Below are 17,962 nucleotides of genomic sequence, written 5' to 3' on the forward strand. Positions count from 1 at the left end.
GCTTCCCTAGGAGACTTCCATGCCATCGCTCACCTTCGCCATGAACCGCACTTGTGCCCCCCACCTGCCGCTTGGCGAGTTCATCGCGCTGGCCCGAGGCGCTGCCGTCTCGGCTGTCGAGATCCGCAACGACGTGGCCGGGCAGGAGTTCATGGATGGAACCCCGGCCGCCGATTTGCGCCGTCGCCTCGACGATGCGGGGCTCAAGGTCGCGTCCGTCAACGCCCTGCAACGGTTCAACGATTGGACGTCCGAGCGCGAAGCAGAGGCTCGAGCCCTGATCGCGTATGCTGCCAAGTTGGGGGCGCCGGGACTCGTCATGTGCCCGGTCATCGATGAAGCGCATGGCTGGTTGGAGGCGGAACTGGAACGCAATCTGCGCGACGCGTTGCGGGGCCTGCGTCCGATATTAGCTGACCAAGGCGTTACGGGCTATGTCGAGCCCCTGGGCATGAGGGGCTCGACCCTCATGCGGCAGGCCAAGGCCGTCGAGGCAGTGGCCGACATCGACGGCTGGGACAATTTCGCGCTCTGCTACGACACGTTCCAGTACTTCCGCTGCGGCGACGACCGAACCGTCCCGCAGCATGTCGGGCTGGTCCATGTGTCCGGCATCTCACGAAGCGACCTGACGCCCGGCGAACTGAGTGAGCCGGACCGGGAACTGGTTTTTGTCGATGACCGAGTGGGAAACGTGGTCCAGTTGCGTGCATTGGCATCAGCGGGCTTCAAGGGTTATGTTTCCATGGAGCCGTTCAGCCCCCGTATCCAGCAAGATCCCTCGCTCGGGACGCGCCTGCAGGCCAGCTTTGCCTACCTGAATGCGGCAGTTGGTGCGGAAGGGACGTCCATGCAGCGGGCCGGTGCTTAGGGGCGCCAAGCGAATGGTACGAGACAGACCGCCGAGGCTCTTGCTGCTCAGCTCAACAGAGTCGTTGACCCTACGGTGTGCCAGAAGTAATTTTTGACAGAGTGATGAATTATGCAATTTTTTCTGCGAACCACCGCTCGATGGAGCGGAGCTGTGACCAAAGCGTGCTCCGCAGCCATATGAGAGTGCATCATGACACGATGGGAGGCATCGATGAAGGATTTCGTGGCTGGGCTGGACTTTGAGAAGTTCCGCGCTCAGGCTGAGGCGGCGACCACGCGCGAGCAGTGTCCGTCGGCGGTCGACATTGAGAAGAATATCCCGATCTACGACGGGGCGGGCATTACTGAGTCGATCGCGCCCGAGTAGACAGGCGTGATCGGTCGGGGGCCGGGCGTCTTCGCCATCAGGCGCGCCTTCACGGACCTCGGGGCCATCGACGCCGCCTCCGAGGCCTTCCGCGCCATCATCGCCCAGGAGCGGGCGGCGGGGGACCACTTCGCCGAGGCCGGGGCGAACGACCGCATCTGGAGCAGCCTCCAGAAGCTCTGCCTGCACGATCCGGCGGTCTATGCGCGCTACATGGCGAACCCGGTGTTCGACCTCGCCTGCCGGGCCTAGCTCGGGCCGGGCTACCAGATGGCGACGCAGGTGAACCAGGTGCGGCTGGACGGCAAGGCGCAGGCGCCGCACCACGACTCACCTCGGTTTCATGTCGCCCCCGCAGATGGCCGAATATCCCGAGCACATCCACGCGATGGGGCCGACGCTGATCCTCCAGGGCAGCGTCGCGCATTGCGACATGCCGGTGGAGAGCGGGACGACCAAGCTCCTGCCGCATTCGCAGCGCTACCTGCCGGGCTACGTCGCCGCAACCCGGCCCGAGTTCCGCGACCATTTCGAGGCGCGTTGCATCCAGCTGCCGCTGGAGAAGGGGACGCGATCTTCTTCTCGCCGGCGCTGTTCCACGCGGCGGGCGAGAACCGGACGGAGGACGTGGTGCGGATGGTGAACCTCATCCAGACCGCCTCGGCCTTCGCGCGCCACATGGAAAGCATAGACCGCACCGCCATGTCGCGAGCGGTCCATCCGCATCTGGCCGCGCTCTCGCCCGAGGGGCGGCGCGCGGAGAGCGCCGCCACGGCGGACGGCCATCCGTTCCCCACCAACCTTGACACCGATCCGCCGATCGGGGGGCTTGCGCCGGAAACCCAGCAGGATCTCTTGGCGCGGGCGGTGGCGGAAGGCTGTGAACAGGCGCGGCTCGACGCGGCGCGGGCGGCCAAGCGCCGGCCCTGGGCCGCGACACGAGGGCCGCCAAGGTCCCGGCGAACGACCACGGCACAAGAACAGGGGAGGAGTGCAAATCATGAGAGCCATCCTGAGATCGGCTCTAGCCGCGGTCCTGACGACGGCCGCGCTGACGGGCGCGGCGCGCCGAGGGCGAGCAGTTTGTCTGGATCAGCCACGGTCCCGACAGCGATAGCTGGTTCAACGTGATCAAGAACGCCATCGAGGTCACCAACGAGCAGCTTGGCGTCACGACCGAATACCGCAACCCGCCGACCGGCGACCTTGCTGACATGGCGCGGATCGTCCAGCAGGCCTCGGCCGCCGGCGTGGACGGCATCATTGTCACCATTGCCGACTACAACGTGCTGGAAGGCCCGATCGCCGACACCGTCGCCAAGGGCATCCCGGTCGTGACGGTGAACTCGGGCATCGTGGAAGAGAGCAGGAACCTGGGCGCGCTGCTGCACGTGGGCCAGCCCGAATACGAGGCGGGTTTGGGCGCCGGCGAGCGCGCGAAGGCGGAGGGCATCACGTCCTTCCTCTGCATGAACCACATCATCAGCAACCCGGTCTCGGTCGAGCGGTGCCGGGGCTTCGCCGACGGGATCGGCGTGGAGCTGGGGAACCAGATGATCGACTCCGGGATCGATCCGTCCGAGGTGCAGAACAAGGTGATGGCCTACCTGACCGCCACCCCTGACACCGGCGCGGTCCTGACGCTCGGCCCGAACTCGGCCGAGCCGACGATCCGCGCGGTCAAGGAGATGGGCCTCGACGGCGAGCTCTACTTCGGGACCTTTGATCTCTCGGCCGAGATCTCGGCGGCGATCAAGGACGGCACGGTGGACTTCGTCATCGACCAGCAGCCGTTCCTGCAAGGCTCCGTCCCGATTCAGGTGCTGACCTCCTACGTCCGCTACGGTGTGGCGCCCGCCAACTCGATCTTCACCGGCCCCGGCTTCGTGACCAGCGAGACCATCGAGCAGGTCGAGGCGCTGGCCGGCGAGTTCCGCTGATCCGATCCCGGCCGGGGGAGCCTCCCCCGGCCGTCCTTGCTCATGGGAATGACCTCATGACCGACGCGGCCAAGGCTGCGCCCGACGAACGCATCAAGGCGGTCCCGCCTTGGCGGTGCGCCCTCAGCCGGCCCGAGCTGGGCGGGATCTGCGGCACCATCCTCGTCTTCCTCCTGTTCGGCGCCATCGCCGGGGACTCGGGGATGTTCGCGGCCGAGGAGGTGCTGAACTGGACCGTGGTCTCGGCGCAGCTCATGATCATCGCCGTGGGCGCCTGCCTGCTGATGATTGCGGGCGAGTTCGACCTGTCAGTGGGCTCGATGATCGGCTTCTCGGGCGCGGTCATGGCGATCCTGTCGGTGCACCCGGGCTGGCCGCTCTGGGTGGGGATCCTGTTCACCTTCGCCGTCTGCATGGCCATCGGCGCGCTGAACGGCTGGCTGGTGGTCCGCACCGGGCTGCCGTCGTTCATCGTCACGCTCGCCTTCCTGTTCATCCTGCGCGGGCTGACCATCTGGGGATCGGTCTTCTTCACCCGCCAGACCATCATCGGCGGCGTGTCCGAGCGGGCCGAGGGCGATTGGCTGGCGCCGGTATTCGGCGGCAAGGCTCTGACCGGGCTCTTCCAGTGGATGGCGGACAGCGGCTGGATCGCCACCTTCTCGCGGGGGAGCCGCGCGGGCCAGCCAATCGTGGACGGCGTTCCTGCTGGTGGTCTGGGCCCTCGGGCTGGTGATCTTCGGGCACTGGCTGCTGACGCGGACCAGGTTCGGCAACTGGATCTTCGCCGCCGGCGGCGACGCGCAGGCCGCGCTCTACGTCGGCGTGCCGGTCATGGGACGATAGGTAACACGTGACAAGGCCTTCTACCTTCAGGCCATCAGTAGAACCATGGCGATGACAAACTCTTCCCGTAACATGAGCTTCAACTTCCCCGGAAAGGCTGGTTCTTTCCCCGCTGCCACAGTTGATGGCATCGAACAGTGGGCCGGGGATTTGCGCAACGGCTTGGCCGTGGCCGATCCGGCACGCGAACCGGGAGACGAGCGTGGGTGATGCGATGCTGGAGGCGCTAGGGCGGCTTGCGCTGACCGGGCCGGGGCAGGCGGCGGTGCTCGCGGGGGCCACGGCGCTGGCACTGGCGGCGCCGGACGTGGACCTCCTGATGCTGCGGCTGCTGCACCATCGGTCGATCCTGACGCATTCGGTGCTGTTCCCGCTTCTGGTGCTGTGGTTTCTGCCGGCGCTCGGCCCGGCGGCGGTGGCGGGCGTGGCGCTGGGGGTGGCGGTGCATTTCGCGGCGGACCTTCTGTCGCCGGCGCGGGGCTTCGGGCAGGTCTGGCTGCCCGAGCCCTTCCAAGTGAGCCTGGGGCGCTGGAGCCATCTCTGGCTGTTGGTGAATGCGCTGGGGGCGTCGTGGCTCGCGCTCGCGGTGCTGCCGCCGGGCGCGCGGGGCCTCGCGCTCGGCGTGGGCGTCGTGGCGGCGCTGGGCTATGGGCTGGTGCGCGAGAGGTCGGTGCTGTCGGCGCTGGTGGCGCTGGCGGTGGTCGCGGGGCCGGCGGCTTGGGATCGGTGGGGTCGGGGGCTGCTGGCCTGACGGCGGGCGGGCGCGGCGGGGTGACCCCCGCCCTGCGAGGCTGCGACGCATGCCGCTCCTCCTGCTTCTCGCCATGCTTTGGCGCCAAATATCCCGGGGGGAGCGCGCCAGCGCGGGGGGCAGCGCCCCCCTGCGACGGATGACATGGGGTGGACCTCGGACCCGTCCGTCCCCATCTCCGTTGGACCCGATGAACCCGCCCCGGAGCGCGCCCATGGAACTGTCCGTCCTCGACCTTTGCCCGATCGTGGAGGGCGGCGACGCCGCCCAGGCGCTGCGGGAATCCGTGGCCTTGGCGCAAGAGGCGGAGCGGCTGGGATTCCGGCGCTTCTGGCTGGCCGAGCATCACAACATGCCGGGGATCGCCTCGTCGGCGACGCCGCTGGCGATCCAGCACGTCGCGGCGCACACCGATACGATCCGTGTCGGGGCGGGCGGGATCATGCTGCCGAACCATTCGCCGCTGGTGGTGGCCGAGCAGTTCGGGACGCTCGCCACGCTGTTTCCGGGACGGATCGACCTCGGGCTCGGGCGGGCGCCGGGGACGGATGGGCTGACCATGCGGGCGCTGCGGCGGCATCTGGACGGGGACGAGGACGGCTTCCCGCGCGACGTGGTGGAGCTGATCGGGTATCTGTCCAAGGAGGGCGGGCACGCGCGGGTGCGGGCGGTGCCCGGCGCCGGGACCGAGGTGCCGGTGTGGATTCTGGGCTCGTCGCTGTATGGGGCGCAACTGGCGGCCTATCTGGGACTGCCCTACGCCTTCGCCTCGCATTTCGCACCGACGTATCTGGAGCAGGCGCTGGAGATCTACCGGGCCACCTTCCGGCCGTCGAAGTGGCTGGAGAAGCCGCACGCGATGGTCGCGATGGGCGTCTGCGCGGCGGCGACGGACGAGGAGGCGCGGCATCTGCGGACCTCGCAGGTCCGGGCCTTCGCGCGTCTGCGGACCGGGGAGGCAGGGACGCTGCCGCCGCCGGGGCCGGTGGACGACCTGCCCGCCGAGGCGCTGCGGGGGGCGGAGCAGGCGATGGCCTTCTCGGCGGTGGGAAGCGCGGAGACGGTGAGGCGCAAGCTAGAGGAGGTGCGGACGACGCTGCGGCCGGACGAGATCATCGTCGCGGGGATGATCTTCGACCTGGAGGCGCGGCTCGAGTCGCTGCGGATCGTCGCGGGGGCGGCGGGGGAGATGCGGGCCGCCGCCTAAAACGCGAGGAGTAGGGCCAGCCCCAGCAGGATCGCCCAGGCGCGCCAGAGGGTGCAGGTGGCGGCGTCGATCTCGGCCGGGCCGATGGCCTTGCGGCCGTGGGGGTGGACCCAGGGATAGTCGCGGCTCTCGCCGTGGTAGGACCGGGGGCCGGAGAGGGCGACGTTCAGGACGCGGGCCATGGCCGCCTCGGGCCAGCCGGCATTGGGGGAGCGGTGGAGGCGAGCGTCGGAGATGATCTCGCGCCAGCCGCCGTGCGGGCGGGTGAGCCAGATCAGCAGCGCGGACAGGCGCGCGGGGATCAGGTTCAGGAGGTCGTCGAGGCGGGCTGAGGCCCAGCCGAAGGCCTCGTGGCGGGGCGTGCGGTGGCCGATCATGCTGTCGGCGGTGTTGACCACCTTGTAGAGGAGGAGGCCGGGGAGGCCCCCCAAGGCGAACCAGAAGGCCGGGGCGACGACGCCGTCGGAGAAGTTCTCGGCGGCCGATTCGATGGCGGCGCGGGCGATGGCGGGCTCGTCCATCGCCGCCGTGTCGCGGCCGACGATCATCGCCACGGCGCGGCGGCCTTCGGGGATCGAGAGGCGGAGGGCCTGGGCGACGGCCCGGACGTGGTCGGCGAGCGATCGTTGGGCGAGGAGGATCGCGCCGACGAGGACTTCGGCTATCGGACCGGGGAGAACCTGGAGCGCGAGGCCGAGGAGGATCGCCCCGCCGCTGAGGAGGAGGACGGCGAGGACCCCGCGCGCTCGGGTGCGGTCGTTGAGCCGGCGGTCGGTCCAGGCGACGGCGCGGCCCATGAGGACGGCGGGATGCGGATAGCGGTCCCAGAGGGCGCGGGGCTCGCCGAAGGCCGCGTCGAGGAGGAGGACGAGGACGAGGGTCAGAGCGCGGCTTCCAGTTGCGCCCAGCGGTCGGGGGCGGGGAGGCCCAGGCGGAGCCAAGTGCGGGAATAGGGGAAGGTGCGGGCGAGGATGCGGTGCTTCGCGAGGCGGGCGGCCCAAATGGCGGCGTCGTCCACCTCGTAGAGGCGGAAGAGCGTGGTGCCGCCCGCGACGGTCGCGCCATGTCCGGTCAGGAGCGCGTCGAGGCGGCGGGCGTCGGCCGAGAGGCGCTGGCGCGTGGCCTCGGCCCAGACAGGGTTCCCCAGCGCCTCGGCCCCGATGGCGAGCGCGGGGCCGGAGACGGGCCAGGGGCCGAGAGAGTCGCGCAAGCAGTCCGCGACGGGGCCGGGGGCGAGGATGGCAAAGCCCAGGCGCAACCCGCCGAGGCCCCAGAACTTACCGAAGCTCTTGAGGATCACCGCGCCGGGGCGGGCGGCGCGGGCGACGTGGGTGGCCTCGGGCGTCACGTCGCAGAAGCTCTCGTCGATGATGGCGAGGGGGCGCGCGTCGAGATCGGCGGCCGTCCAGAGGCGGCCGGTGGGGTTGTTCGGGTGGACGAGGACGGCGGGCGCGTCGGGGTCGTCCACGAGGGGGGCGCCGGCCTGCGCGAAGCTCGCGGCGTATTCGTTGTAGGTGGGACCGGGGATGGCGACGCGGGTCGCGCCCAGCGCCTGGGGCAGGCGCGCGATGAGCGCCGAGAGGCCGGAGGCGGGGACGATCGTGGCGGCGTCGGGGACGGCCCAGGCCTCGCAGGCGGCGAGGAGGAGCGCGTCGGTCGCCGCGCGGTCGGGGAGGGCGGTCCAGGCGTGGGGCGGCAGGTCGGGGATCGGGTAGGGAACCGGGTTGATGCCGGTCGAGAGGTCGAGCCAGTCCTCTCGCGCGCCGCCATGCACGGCCATCGCCGCGTCGAGGCCGCCGCCGTGGTCGCGCATCATTCTTCCTCCGGCAGCGGCGGGTGGCGGGTGACGAAATGGCCCTTCACCGGCGCGGGCCAGAGCTTGTAGGGCACCTGGCCCGAGGCGCTCTCGGCGTGGAGCAGGCCCCAGGCGACGATGGCTTGGGCCGCCTCCGGCGTGGGGTCGAAGCGGCCGAGGGTGTAGCAGAGCTTGGCCCGCGCCTGCACGGCGACGTTGCAGCCGTGGTCGCAGCCCATCAAGCAGGCGATGCGGCGGGTGCGGAGGGGCGTGCCCTCGGCGGCCTGTTCGACCAGCGCGGCGAGGCGGGCGCCGGGGAGATCAGCCCCTTCGGCGGGGCCGGGATGGCCCTCGCGCTTGCAGGTGTCGCAGATGGTGATCCAGGTGGCCATGGGCGCGGGTTGAACCGCATCCGGGGCGGCGGGGCAAGGGGCGCGAGGCTCAGGTCCCCAGCGCCTCGCGCCCATGGGGGGCGAGGAGGTCGAGGTCGGGGCCGATGGGGACGATGCGGAACGGGTTAATCCGGTCGTGGCTGTAGTGGTAGTGCCGGGCGATGTGGTCGAGGCGGACGGTCGCGGCGACGCCCGGCGTCTGGTGGAGGTCGCGGGTGGCGGCCCAGAGGTTCGGGTGTTCGATCAGCTTGCGCCGGTTGCACTTGAAATGGCCGTGGTAGACCGTGTCGAAGCGGATCAGCGTGGTGAAGAGGCGGATGTCGGCCTCGGTCATGCGCTCGCCCAAGAGGTAGCGTTGCCTGGCCAGCCGCTCCTCCAGCCAGTCGAGCGTGTCGAACAGGGGATGCACGGCGGCGTCGTAGGCCCCCTGCGATTCCGCGAAGCCCGCCTTGTAGACGCCGTTGTTCAGGGTGTCGTAGATGCGGGCGTTCACGGGCTCCAGGGCGTCGTGGAGGTCCTGGGGCCAGAGGTCGAGCCTGTTGCCGATGATCCCGTCCCAGGCTGAGGTCATCATGCGGATGATCTCGGCGGATTCGTTGGAGACGATCCGGTTCCGCTCGCGGTCCCAGAGGACGGGGACGGTGACCTTGGTGGTGATGCCGGGGTCGCTGCGGGTGTAGATGTCGCGCAGGAAAGGAAGGCCGTGAAGGGTGTCGCCGGTCGCGCCCGGGAAGTCGGTGGCGAAGGTCCAGCCGTCCCCCAGCATGTCCGGGTGGACGACGGAGACGCCGATGTGGTCCTCCAGCCCCTTCAGCGCCCGAACGATCAGCGTCCGGTGCGCCCAGGGGCAGGCGTAGCTGACGTACAGGTGGTAACGCCCCGACTCGGCCTTGAAGCCGCCGTCGCCCGTGGGGCCGGGGGCGCCGTCGGGCGTGACCCAGTTTCGCAGCACGGAGTCGGGGCGGTCGAAGGCGCCCGCCTTGACGCGGGCCACCGGCGCCTCGACCCACCGGCCATTCTCGAGCTGCCCCATCGCGCGGTCCTCCTGCCTGATCCGCCGCCGGACCTAGACGATGGGGAAGCCGGGGAAAGGCGCAGGACCGGTGCGGGGGCGCACAGCGCGTGGGCTGATGTCGCAGGGGGGTCCGTCCCCGCCGCTTCCCGCTTGCCGCGTGCGCGGTGCGCGGGCTAGGAGGGCGGGAGACGAAGCCCTGCGGGGCCGGACAGGTGGCGCGAGGGGGGACCGACCCAGATCGGGGGTTCCCGGCGCGCGTCGTCGAGCGGGGGCCTTGGCCCCCTCGTGCCGGCTTCGCTCCCACATCCGGCCCCGGGAGCCAGTTCATGCGCAAGACCCTCCTCCTCCTCGCCCTCCTCCTGCCCTCGGCCGCTCTGGCGCATCCGGGGCACCTGTCCGAGGCGGAGGGGCACGCCCACTACGTCGCCGCCTGGGCGCTGTTCGGGGCCATCGCGGGCGCGGGCTGGCTGATCTGGACCGAGCTGCGCGCCCGTTCGGCTCCCAAGCGCAAGGACGACGAGGCCGGGGCGTGAGCACGGGGCGCGTCGGCGTCCTGCTCTGCGGCCACGGCTCGCGCGATGCGGGGGCGGTGGCGGAGTTCGCCGCGCTGGCCGCCGCGCTGCCGGCGCACCTGCCCGCCGACTGGCTGGTGGAGCACGGGTATCTGGAGTTCGCGAACCCGGTGCTGCGCGACGGTCTGGAGGCGCTGAGGGCGCGGGGCGCGGCGCGCATCCTGGCGGTACCGGGGATGCTCTTCGCGGCGATGCACGCGAAGAATGACATCCCCACCGTGCTGTCCACCTGGGCGGCGGCGTCCGGGGTGTCTGTCTCCTACGGGCGCGAGCTGGGCGTGGACCCCAAGATGATCGCCGCCGCCGCCGCGCGGGTGCGCGAGGCGCTGGTCAGGGCGGACGCGGAGCGGGGCCCGGTGCCGCTGCACGAGACCTGCCTCGTGGTGATCGGGCGGGGGGCCTCGGACCCCGACGCCAACGCCAACGTGTCCAAGGTCGCGCGGATGCTGTGGGAGGGGCTGGGGCTGGGCTGGTGCGAGGTCGGCTATTCCGGCGTGACCTTCCCGCTGGTGGAGCCGTGCCTGACGCACGTCGCCCGGCTGGGGTATCGGCGGGTGGTGGTGTTCCCCTACTTCCTGTTCTCGGGCGTGCTGGTGGACCGCATTTACGGGTTCACCGACCGCGTCGCGGCGGCGCATCCGGGGATCGAGTGGGTGAAGGCGGATTACCTCGGGTTGCACCCGGAGGTGCTGCGAACCTTCGCGGAGCGCGCGATGGAGCAGGTCGAGGGCGTGCCGCCGCCGAACTGCCAGCTGTGCAAGTATCGCACGCAGGTGCTGGGATTCGAGGCCGAGGTCGGCCGCCCGCAGGAGAGCCACCACCATCACGTCGAGGGGCAAGGGGCGAGCGCGCCGGGCTCGAACGTGGCGGACTGCGCGCTTTGCGAGGACTTCTGCACGGGGCTGTGCCGGCTGAAGGTCGCGGCGGTGGAGCCGTCCGGGCCGGTGGCGGGCGGGCATTTCCACGTCCATGGCGACGGTCAGGCGCACTGGCACGGCCATTCGCACGACCACGGCCATCACCATCCGCGCTATCCGCACGAGGATCACCCCCTGGGGCCGCTGAGCGTGCTCTCCACCCTGAAGGCGCGCTGAGGCCCTTCTTTGGCTCCAAATATCCCGGGGGGAGCGAAGCGGGGGGCAGAGCCCCCCTCCGCCCTTTCCGCCCATCCCGAAGGCCCTGCCGATGCGCCCCTACCTCAAGGATCCCGCCGCCATCTACGCCGAGAGCTTCGCGACCGTGGCGCGCGAGGCGCGGCTAGGGCGGTTCCCCGAGAGCCTGCGGCCCCTGGCAACGCGTGTGATCCACGCCTGCGGCATGGTCGAGGTCGCGGACAGGCTGGCCTTCTCGGCGGACGCGGGGGAGGTCGGAAGGGCGGCGCTGCGGGCGGGGGCGCCGGTGATCTGCGATTGCGAGATGGTGGCGGCGGGGATCATCCGGTCGCGGCTGCCGGTGGGGAACGAGGTGATCGTGACGCTGAACGAGCCCGGCGTGCCGGAACTGGCGCACCGGCTCGGCACCACGCGGTCGGCGGCGGCGGTGGAGCTGTGGGAGGGGCGGATCGAAGGCGCGGTAATCGCCATCGGCAATGCGCCGACGGCGCTTTTTCACCTGTTGGAGCGGCTGGACGCCGGGTGGCCCCGGCCGGCGCTGATCCTCGCCTTCCCGGTGGGCTTCGTCGGCGCGGCCGAGAGCAAGGCCGAGATCGCGGCGGACCCGAGGGGGGTGCCCTTCGTGGCGTTGAAGGGGCGGCGCGGCGGGTCGGCCATGGCGGCGGCGGCGGTGAACGCGCTCGGGGTCGAGGGGCCGTGATGCCTTGGCTGCATGTCGTCGGGCTGGGCGAGGATGGGCTCGCCGGCCTTGCTCCCGCCGCGCGCGGGCTGGTGATGGGGGCCGAGGTGCTGGTCGGTGGCGCGCGGCACCATCGGCTGACCGAGAAGGCGGAGGGGGAGCGGATCGCGTGGCCCTCGCCCTGGGACGCGATGCTTGGGGTGCTGGAGGGGCTGCGTGGGCGGCGGGTGGTCGTGCTGGTGACGGGCGATCCCCTGTGGTTCTCGGGCGGGGAGCGGATCGTTGCGGCGTTCCCGGGCGAGGTCGCGGTGCATCCGCATCCGGGGGCGTTCCAGATGGCGGCCGCGCGGATGGGCTGGTCGCTGGACGGGGTCGAGTGCCTGACGGCGCATGGGCGGCCGGTGGGGCGGGTGCTGCCGCATCTCGCGCCGGGCGCGCGGTGGCTGGTGCTGGTGAACGGGCCGGAGACGGCGGGGGAACTGGCGCGGCTGCTGGTCGCGCAGGGCTGGGGGTCGAGCCGGGTCGTGGCGCTGTCGCATCTGGGCGGGCCGGGAGAGGCTCGGGTCGAGGGGACGGCGGGTGGGTGGTCGGGCGAGACGCCCGCGCTTTGCACGCTGGCGGTCGAGTGCATCCCTGGGCCGGGCGCGCGGGTGCTGGGGCGGACGGGGTTGCCGGACGAGGCGTTCGAGTCCGACGGGACCATGACCAAGCGCGAGGTGCGGAGCGCGACGCTCGCGAAGCTGGTGCCTCTGCCGGGGCAGATGCTGTGGGACGTGGGGCTGGGCTCGGGCTCAGTCGCGATCGAGTGGATGCGGGCGGCCAAGGGGGCGCGGGCGGTGGGGGTGGAGCCGCGAGCCGACCGGCGGGCGCTGGCGGCGGCGAACGCGCTGGCCTTGGGCGTGCCGGGGCTGGAGATCGTGGCGGGGGAGGCTCCGGCCGCGCTGGAGGGTTTGCCCGCGCCGGACGCGGTGTTCCTGGGGGGCGGGCTGTCGGAGGCAGCGTTCGAGGCCGTTTGGGCGGCGCTGCGGCCTGGGGGGCGGCTGGTGGCGAACGCGGTGACGCTGGAGGCGGAGGCGGTGATGCTGGCGCTGCATCGGCGGCACGGGGGGGAGCTGGTGCGGATCGCGGTGAGCCGCGCCGAGCCAGTAGGGCGGCTGACCGGCTGGCGGCCGGCGATGGAGGTGATGCAGTGGAGCCTTCGGACGCCGTGACGCAGGGAAAAAGAGAAGATGCGTATTTGGGCCAAGTTGAGAGGGCAGGGACGCTCGTGGGCGTGGGCGTGGGGCCGGGGGCGCCGGACCTGCTGACGCTGCGGGCCGCGCGGGCCATCGAGGGGGCGCGGGTGCTGGCCTATCCGACGCTGGCGGGGGCGCCGTCGTTCGCGCGCTCCATCGCGGCGGGGTTCATCCGCGAGGGGGTGGAGGAGGTCGCCATCGACATCCCCATGATTCCGGCTCGGGAGCCGGCGCAGGCAGCTTATGATACTGGCGCCCTGCGGATCGCGGCGCATCTGGAGGCCGGGCGGGATGTCGTGTGCCTCTGCGAAGGGGACCCGATGTTCTACGGGTCGTTCATGTATCTCCAGGCGCGGCTGGCGGGGCGCTTCGCCGTGGAGGTGGTGCCGGGGGTGACCTCGGTCTCGGCAGCGGCGGCGGTCGCGGGGCTGCCTCTGGGCGCGCGGGAGGGGCGGATCGCGGTGCTGCCGGCGACGCTCCCCGACGAGGCGCTGGCCGAGGGGCTGCGGGCGCACGAGACGGTGGCGCTGATGAAGCTCGGGCGACATTTCCCGCGCGTGCGGACGCTGCTGGACGGGCTCGGGCTGACGGGGCGCGCGACCTATGTCGAGCGGGCGACGCTGGCGGGGGAGGTCGTGCGGCCCCTTGCGGAAGCGCCGGCCGAGGCGCCGTATTTCTCTCTGATCCTCGTGACGAAGGACGCTGATCCATGGCTTTGACCCCTGTCGTGGTCGCGCTGACCCCCACGCCCGTTGCGGCCCGCGTGGCGGAGGCGCTGGGCGCGACGCTGCATGGGCGCGCGGGGCGGGTGGAGGCGGAGGTGACCTTTGACGACACGCTCGACCACCTGCGGACGCTGTTCGCGGCGGGGATGCCGGTGATCGGCGTCTGCGCGGCGGGCATCCTGATCCGGGCCGTCGCGCCGCTGCTGTCGGACAAGCGGACGGAGCCCCCAGTGGTCGCGGTGGCGGAGGACGGGTCGGCGGTAGTGCCGCTGCTGGGCGGGCACCGGGGGGCAAACGCGCTCGCCCGCCGGATTGCCGAGGCGCTGGGAGTGCCGGCGGCGGTGACCACCGCGGGGGACGTGGGCTTGGGCCTCGCGCTCGATGAGCCGCCGGAGGGCTGGCGGCTCGCGGAGCCGGAGAAGGCGGGGGCTGTCATGGCGCGGCTGCTGGCCGGCGAGGGCGCGCGGGTCGTGGGCGAGGCGGCGGAGGCGGCCGGGTGGCTGGCGGCGCTGCCCGAGGGCGACGGCGTGACGGTCGCCTGCACGACGGGGCGGGCGCTGGGGGCGGACCTGCGCTTCGCGCCGCAGGTCGCCGCGCTGGGCGTAGGGGCCGCGCGGGGTTGCCCGCCGGACGAGCTGGCTTTCCTGGTGCAGAGCGTCCTAAAGGAGGCCGGGATCGCGCCCGAGGCGCTGGCAGCGGTGGGAACGCTGGACCTCAAGGCCGACGAGGGCGCGGTGGTGGCGCTGGCGCGGGAGCTGGGCGTTCCGCTGCGGCTGTTCGGGGCGGCGGAGCTGGAGGCGGAGGCTGGGCGGCTCCTGACGCCTTCGGAGGTGGTCTTCGCGGAAGTCGGGTGCCACGGCGTGTCCGAGGGCGCGGCGCTGGCGCTGGCGGGGCCGGAGGGACGGCTGGTCGTGGCAAAGCGCAAGACGGGGAACGCGACCTGCGCGCTGGCGCTGTCGCCCGCGCCGGTCACCCGGCTGGCGGGGCGGCCGAGGGGGCGGCTCTCGGTCGTGGGGATCGGGCCGGGGCAGGCGGCGTGGCGGACGCCCGAGGTGTCCCGGCTTGTTGCGGAAGCCGAGGAGCTGGTGGGATACGGATTGTATATTGACCTCCTTGGGCCGCTGGCGGCGGGGAAGCCGCGCGCGGAGTTCCCGCTGGGCGGCGAGGAGGATCGCTGCCGCCATGCGCTGGAGCGGGCGGGCGAGGGGCGGGACGTGGCGCTGGTCTGCTCGGGCGACGCGGGCATCTATGCGATGGCGGCGCTGGTGTTCGAGCTGCTGGATCGGCCCGGTGCGGTGTCGGACGCCGCGCGGCGGGTGGAAGTGGTGGTGAGCCCCGGCATCTCGGCCTTGCAGGCGGCGGCGGCGCGGGCGGGGGCGCCCTTGGGCCACGACTTCTGCGCGGTGTCGCTGTCGGACCTGCTGACCCCCCGCGAGGACATCCTGCGGCGGCTGCGGGCGGCGGCGGCGGGGGATTTCGTCGTGGCGCTCTACAACCCCGTCTCGCGGACGCGGCGGACTCTGCTGAACGACGCACGGGAGATCCTGCTGGCAGAGCGGCCCGCCGATACGCCGGTGCTGCTGGCGTCGAACCTGGGACGACCGGGGGAGCGGCTGGCCTATCGGCGGCTGGGCGAGCTGCGGGTCGATGAGGTGGACATGCTGACGGTGGTGCTGATCGGGTCGTCGCAGAGCCGGATCGTGGAGCGGGGCGAAGGGCCGCGGCTGTACACGCCGCGGGGCTATGCGAAGAAGATGGTGACGGCATGACGGTGCATTTCATCGGCGCGGGGCCGGGCGACCCGGAGCTGCTGACGCTCAAGGCGCAGCGGCTTATCGGGACGTGTCCGGTGTGCCTCTATGCGGGGAGCCTGGTGCCGGAGGCGGTGGTCGCGGGGGCGCCGGAGGGGGCGCTGGTCCGGGACACCGCGCCGATGACGCTGGAGGAGACGCACGCGCTGATCGTGGGGGCGCACGGGCGGGGGCAGGACGTCGCGCGGGTGCATTCGGGGGACCCGTCGCTCTATGGCGCCATCGCCGAACAGATCCGGCTGCTGCGACGCGATGGCATCCCTTATGACATCACGCCCGGCGTGCCGGCCTATGCGGCGGCGGCGGCGGCCTTGGGGCAGGAGCTGACGGTGCCGGGGGTGGCGCAGAGCATCGTGCTGACGCGGGTGTCGATGCAGTCCACGTCGATGCCCGAGAGGGAGACGCTGGAAGCCTTCGCGGCCTCGGGCGCGACGCTGGCGATCCATCTGGGGGTGCGGGCGCTGCGGGACATCGTGCGGCGGCTGGTGCCGTTCTACGGGGAGGGCTGCCCGGTGGTGGTGGCCGTGCGGGTGGGCTGGCCGGATCAGGCGATCCTGCGCGGGACGCTTGCGGACGTCCATGCGCGGGTGCGCGAGGCCAAGGTGACGCGGACGGCGCTGATCCTGGTGGGGCCGGCGCTGGGCGAGGCGGAGGGGTTCCCGGACAGCGCGCTCTACGATCCGGCGCGGCCGCATGTGCTGCGGCCCAAGGCGCGGGCGGCGGAGTGACGATCCCGGGGCATATCCCGTTCGGGTAACTTGATCTTAACGGCGCTTGGGGCATTCTGGGAATCGAGGGAAGGAGGTCCCGACCAGATGACCGAAGACTTGCCGGAAGCCGTTCGCCAAGGGCTGGAGGCTGCCCGCGCGGCCGCGACGCGACGCTCGAACCGCCTGTGCCTCCATGACGGGGGCAAGGTGCACCGCATCCTGCGGATGTGGGAGGGGGGATTCGCGCTGGCGGCTTCGGACACCGCTCCGCTGCGGGGCTACGTGGACCTGTACGACGGGCCCCGCCACCTGTCGTCCTGCCTGATCGTCGCCCTGCCGGAGGAGGACGGGGCGGAGCGGATCTACGAGTTCAAGATGCGGATGCCGGTGAGCGATGGGCCGCCCGCCGACTTCGAACGGACGGAGGCCAAGCCGGCGGCGCTGATCCCGAGGGGGTTCTGAGAGGCATCGGTGGAGCCGGCGCGTCGGCTGTGCCTGCCGCGCCGGGTTTCGGAGCGGCGGGCGCGGCGGTCAGTGGAATCGCCGCGTCTGCGTGATGAACCCCAAGGCGAGAAGCTCCTCGTGTCGGGAGGCGAGGTCCATCCCGGCGAGGGCGTCGGCCACGCCGGTGTCTTGGAGGAGCTGCCAGGCGGCACGGAGGTCCTCCTCGTCCACGGGCTCGGGGCATTCCACGAGGCGGAGCGCGCGGAGGCTCGGTGAGCTTTCGGAAATGTCGATCTTGGCCGTGAGCGACGTCATTGCACGTCCCCGAAGGCGCGTTGCAGGCGGGCCACCGCCTCGGCCACCACGGCGCGGGGAGTGGCGAGGTTGACGCGGACCCAGCCCTCGCCGCCGGTGCCGAAGCTGGGGCCGGCGTTGACGGCGATGCGGGCGTCATGGGCGATGCGATGGGCGATCTCCTCGGGGGGCATGCCGAGAGCGCGGAGGTCCACCCAGGCGAGATAGGTGGCCTGTAGCGGCATGGAGCGGACGCCGGGGATCGCGTTGACGCCTTCGTCGAAGAGGCGGCGGTTGCCGTCGAGGTAGGCGCAGAGATCGTCCACCCAGGCCGCGCCCTCGGGCGAGTAGGCCGCGGTCGCCATCCGCATCCCGAAGGCATTGGGCGAGAAGCCGAGGGCGCCGAGGCGGGCGGCGAAGGGGGCGCGCAAGCCTTTGTCGGGCACGATGACGTTGCCGATGTGCGCGCCGGCGATGTTGAAGGTCTTGGTGGTGGCGGTCATCATCACCAGCCGGTCCTCGATCCCGCCGATCCGAGTCATCGGCGTGTGCCGGTAGCCGGGCATCACGAGGTCGCAGTGGATCTCGTCCGACACCAGCACGAGGTCGTAGCGACTGGCGAAGTCGGCGACTGCCTCCAGCTCCTCGGGCGTCCAGACTCGGCCGCCGGGGTTGTGGGGGGAGCAGAGAATCATCATGCGCTCGCGCCCCGTCAGGAGCGCGTCGTAGCTGCCAAAATCCATCACGTAGCGGTCGCCGTCGAGGGCGAGGGGGCATTCGGTGACGGTCCGGCCTGCCGCGCGGATGATTCGGGCGAAGGCATGGTAGACGGGGGTGAACAGCACCACGGCGTCGCCGGGCGCGGTCCAGGCATCGACGGCGAGACCCACGCCGTTGACGAGGCCGTGGGTGGTCAGGATCGACTCGGGCGCAGGGTCCCAGCCGTGGCGCGTTTGCATCCACCAGCGGATTGCCGCGAGGTAGGCGCGGTCGTCGCCGAAGTAGCCGTAGACGCCATGGGCGACCATCGCCTCCAGCTCGCGCTGGATGCAGGCGGGGGGGCGGAAGTCCATGTCCGCCACCCACATGGCAAGGCCGTCCTGGGGCGAGACGCCGTAAAGCGGCTCCATCATGTCCCACTTGGAGCAGTGGGTGCCGCGGCGGTCGATGGGCTCGTCGAAGGTCATGCGATTC

General features: G+C 71.7%; 20 protein-coding genes and 2 pseudogenes. 16 read left to right on the top strand and 6 right to left on the bottom strand.

Features of this window, described 5'->3' with window-relative positions; genetic code table 11:
- The first annotated feature begins 19 nt into the window (after positions 1-19).
- From J2Z33_RS12570 to J2Z33_RS12595, 8 genes and pseudogenes are all read left to right on the top strand, one after another.
- On the top strand, positions 20-871 hold the full coding sequence (locus J2Z33_RS12570; protein WP_209841571.1) for a TIM barrel protein: 852 nt from the start codon (positions 20-22) through the stop codon (positions 869-871).
- A gap of 213 nt (positions 872-1,084) precedes the next feature.
- Positions 1,085-1,240, top strand: a complete 156-nt coding sequence (locus J2Z33_RS18405) for a hypothetical protein (RefSeq protein WP_245218825.1) — start codon at positions 1,085-1,087, stop codon at positions 1,238-1,240.
- Positions 1,241-1,246: 6 nt separating this feature from the next.
- Positions 1,247-1,492 carry a hypothetical protein gene (locus J2Z33_RS18410; protein WP_245218826.1) on the top strand — a complete coding sequence of 82 codons (246 nt, stop codon included), beginning with the start codon at positions 1,247-1,249 and terminating at the stop codon, positions 1,490-1,492.
- A 181-nt stretch (positions 1,493-1,673) separates the two neighbouring features.
- Positions 1,674-2,371 (top strand): annotated as a pseudogene (locus J2Z33_RS18965) (phytanoyl-CoA dioxygenase family protein).
- Positions 2,368-3,180, top strand: a complete 813-nt coding sequence (locus J2Z33_RS12580) for a sugar ABC transporter substrate-binding protein (RefSeq protein WP_342454177.1) — start codon at positions 2,368-2,370, stop codon at positions 3,178-3,180. Before J2Z33_RS18965 ends, J2Z33_RS12580 begins: the two are co-directional and overlap by 4 nt.
- Positions 3,181-3,236: 56 nt before the next feature.
- Positions 3,237-4,014 (top strand): annotated as a pseudogene (locus J2Z33_RS12585) (ABC transporter permease); the annotation flags it as partial.
- A gap of 214 nt (positions 4,015-4,228) precedes the next feature.
- Entirely contained in the window at positions 4,229-4,777 is a 549-nt protein-coding gene (locus J2Z33_RS12590; RefSeq protein ID WP_209841573.1) for a hypothetical protein, read from the top strand.
- 214 nt (positions 4,778-4,991) lie between these two features.
- Positions 4,992-5,984 (top strand): LLM class flavin-dependent oxidoreductase, encoded by a 993-nt coding sequence (locus J2Z33_RS12595; protein WP_209841576.1) that lies wholly within the window; start codon positions 4,992-4,994, stop codon positions 5,982-5,984.
- Here J2Z33_RS12595 and cbiB read toward each other — a convergent pair.
- From cbiB to J2Z33_RS12615, 4 genes are read right to left on the bottom strand one after another with little or no spacing between them, the layout of a single operon-like run.
- The gene (gene cbiB / locus J2Z33_RS12600; RefSeq protein WP_209841750.1) at positions 5,981-6,868 is read right to left on the bottom strand and encodes an adenosylcobinamide-phosphate synthase CbiB; all 888 of its coding nucleotides are present in this window, start codon (positions 6,866-6,868) and stop codon (positions 5,981-5,983) included. The genes J2Z33_RS12595 and cbiB overlap by 4 nt on opposite strands.
- On the bottom strand, positions 6,865-7,800 hold the full coding sequence (locus J2Z33_RS12605; protein ID WP_209841578.1) for a threonine-phosphate decarboxylase: 936 nt from the start codon (positions 7,798-7,800) through the stop codon (positions 6,865-6,867). The genes cbiB and J2Z33_RS12605 overlap by 4 nt, the downstream gene beginning before the upstream one ends.
- Positions 7,797-8,171, bottom strand: coding sequence for a DUF1636 family protein (locus tag J2Z33_RS12610; RefSeq protein ID WP_209841580.1), 375 nt, complete (start codon positions 8,169-8,171; stop codon positions 7,797-7,799). Before J2Z33_RS12610 ends, J2Z33_RS12605 begins: the two co-directional genes overlap by 4 nt.
- A gap of 49 nt (positions 8,172-8,220) precedes the next feature.
- Positions 8,221-9,204, bottom strand: coding sequence for a glutathione S-transferase family protein (locus J2Z33_RS12615; RefSeq protein ID WP_209841582.1), 984 nt, complete (start codon positions 9,202-9,204; stop codon positions 8,221-8,223).
- Between the two features lie 308 nt (positions 9,205-9,512).
- Between J2Z33_RS12615 and J2Z33_RS12620 the strand changes: the two genes are divergently transcribed.
- The 8 genes from J2Z33_RS12620 to J2Z33_RS12655 all read left to right on the top strand — a co-directional run bounded on the left by J2Z33_RS12620 (position 9,513) and on the right by J2Z33_RS12655 (position 16,492).
- On the top strand, positions 9,513-9,719 hold the full coding sequence (locus tag J2Z33_RS12620) for a DUF6732 family protein (RefSeq protein ID WP_209841584.1): 207 nt from the start codon (positions 9,513-9,515) through the stop codon (positions 9,717-9,719).
- On the top strand, positions 9,716-10,852 hold the full coding sequence (locus tag J2Z33_RS12625; protein WP_209841586.1) for a sirohydrochlorin chelatase: 1,137 nt from the start codon (positions 9,716-9,718) through the stop codon (positions 10,850-10,852). The genes J2Z33_RS12620 and J2Z33_RS12625 overlap by 4 nt, the downstream gene beginning before the upstream one ends.
- Before the next feature lie 91 nt (positions 10,853-10,943).
- On the top strand, positions 10,944-11,570 hold the full coding sequence (locus tag J2Z33_RS12630) for a precorrin-8X methylmutase (RefSeq protein ID WP_209841588.1): 627 nt from the start codon (positions 10,944-10,946) through the stop codon (positions 11,568-11,570).
- Positions 11,570-12,760: a precorrin-6y C5,15-methyltransferase (decarboxylating) subunit CbiE gene (gene cbiE / locus J2Z33_RS12635; protein WP_209841590.1), complete on the top strand. Its 1,191-nt coding sequence runs from the start codon at positions 11,570-11,572 to the stop codon at positions 12,758-12,760. The genes J2Z33_RS12630 and cbiE overlap by 1 nt, the downstream gene beginning before the upstream one ends.
- A gap of 26 nt (positions 12,761-12,786) precedes the next feature.
- Positions 12,787-13,503 (top strand): precorrin-2 C(20)-methyltransferase, encoded by a 717-nt coding sequence (gene cobI, locus J2Z33_RS12640; protein ID WP_209841752.1) that lies wholly within the window; start codon positions 12,787-12,789, stop codon positions 13,501-13,503.
- Positions 13,494-15,278, top strand: a complete 1,785-nt coding sequence (cobJ, locus tag J2Z33_RS12645) for a precorrin-3B C(17)-methyltransferase (RefSeq protein ID WP_209841592.1) — start codon at positions 13,494-13,496, stop codon at positions 15,276-15,278. Before cobI ends, cobJ begins: the two co-directional genes overlap by 10 nt.
- Positions 15,275-16,048 (top strand): precorrin-4 C(11)-methyltransferase, encoded by a 774-nt coding sequence (gene cobM, locus J2Z33_RS12650; protein ID WP_209841594.1) that lies wholly within the window; start codon positions 15,275-15,277, stop codon positions 16,046-16,048. Before cobJ ends, cobM begins: the two co-directional genes overlap by 4 nt.
- 87 nt (positions 16,049-16,135) lie before the next feature.
- Positions 16,136-16,492, top strand: a complete 357-nt coding sequence (locus J2Z33_RS12655) for a hypothetical protein (protein WP_209841595.1) — start codon at positions 16,136-16,138, stop codon at positions 16,490-16,492.
- Between the two features lie 69 nt (positions 16,493-16,561).
- Here the strand turns inward: J2Z33_RS12655 and J2Z33_RS12660 are convergent, their stop codons facing one another.
- Together J2Z33_RS12660 and J2Z33_RS12665 are read right to left on the bottom strand one after the other, a co-directional pair.
- Positions 16,562-16,789, bottom strand: coding sequence for a hypothetical protein (locus J2Z33_RS12660; RefSeq protein ID WP_209841596.1), 228 nt, complete (start codon positions 16,787-16,789; stop codon positions 16,562-16,564).
- Positions 16,786-17,955: a MalY/PatB family protein gene (locus J2Z33_RS12665; RefSeq protein ID WP_209841597.1), complete on the bottom strand. Its 1,170-nt coding sequence runs from the start codon at positions 17,953-17,955 to the stop codon at positions 16,786-16,788. The genes J2Z33_RS12660 and J2Z33_RS12665 overlap by 4 nt, the downstream gene beginning before the upstream one ends.
- Between the last annotated feature and the right edge of the window lie 7 nt (positions 17,956-17,962).

Origin of the sequence: Rubellimicrobium aerolatum (genome assembly GCF_017872975.1) — a bacterium.
Taxonomy (GTDB): Bacteria; Pseudomonadota; Alphaproteobacteria; order Rhodobacterales; family Rhodobacteraceae; genus Rubellimicrobium; species Rubellimicrobium aerolatum.

What these genes read in the sequence shown, in the direction of transcription:
- J2Z33_RS12570 (WP_209841571.1), top strand. Translation starts at nt 20, where the DNA reads ATGCCATCGCTCACCTTCGCCATGAACCGCACTTGTGCCCCCCACCTG.
- J2Z33_RS18405 (WP_245218825.1), top strand. Translation starts at nt 1,085, where the DNA reads ATGAAGGATTTCGTGGCTGGGCTGGACTTTGAGAAGTTCCGCGCTCAG.
- J2Z33_RS12595 (WP_209841576.1), top strand. Translation starts at nt 4,992, where the DNA reads ATGGAACTGTCCGTCCTCGACCTTTGCCCGATCGTGGAGGGCGGCGAC.
- J2Z33_RS12605 (WP_209841578.1), bottom strand. Translation starts at nt 7,800, where the DNA reads ATGATGCGCGACCACGGCGGCGGCCTCGACGCGGCGATGGCCGTGCAT.
- J2Z33_RS12610 (WP_209841580.1), bottom strand. Translation starts at nt 8,171, where the DNA reads ATGGCCACCTGGATCACCATCTGCGACACCTGCAAGCGCGAGGGCCAT.
- J2Z33_RS12615 (WP_209841582.1), bottom strand. Translation starts at nt 9,204, where the DNA reads ATGGGGCAGCTCGAGAATGGCCGGTGGGTCGAGGCGCCGGTGGCCCGC.
- J2Z33_RS12620 (WP_209841584.1), top strand. Translation starts at nt 9,513, where the DNA reads ATGCGCAAGACCCTCCTCCTCCTCGCCCTCCTCCTGCCCTCGGCCGCT.
- J2Z33_RS12630 (WP_209841588.1), top strand. Translation starts at nt 10,944, where the DNA reads ATGCGCCCCTACCTCAAGGATCCCGCCGCCATCTACGCCGAGAGCTTC.
- cbiE (WP_209841590.1), top strand. Translation starts at nt 11,570, where the DNA reads ATGCCTTGGCTGCATGTCGTCGGGCTGGGCGAGGATGGGCTCGCCGGC.
- cobJ (WP_209841592.1), top strand. Translation starts at nt 13,494, where the DNA reads ATGGCTTTGACCCCTGTCGTGGTCGCGCTGACCCCCACGCCCGTTGCG.
- cobM (WP_209841594.1), top strand. Translation starts at nt 15,275, where the DNA reads ATGACGGTGCATTTCATCGGCGCGGGGCCGGGCGACCCGGAGCTGCTG.
- J2Z33_RS12655 (WP_209841595.1), top strand. Translation starts at nt 16,136, where the DNA reads ATGACCGAAGACTTGCCGGAAGCCGTTCGCCAAGGGCTGGAGGCTGCC.
- J2Z33_RS12660 (WP_209841596.1), bottom strand. Translation starts at nt 16,789, where the DNA reads ATGACGTCGCTCACGGCCAAGATCGACATTTCCGAAAGCTCACCGAGC.
- J2Z33_RS12665 (WP_209841597.1), bottom strand. Translation starts at nt 17,955, where the DNA reads ATGACCTTCGACGAGCCCATCGACCGCCGCGGCACCCACTGCTCCAAG.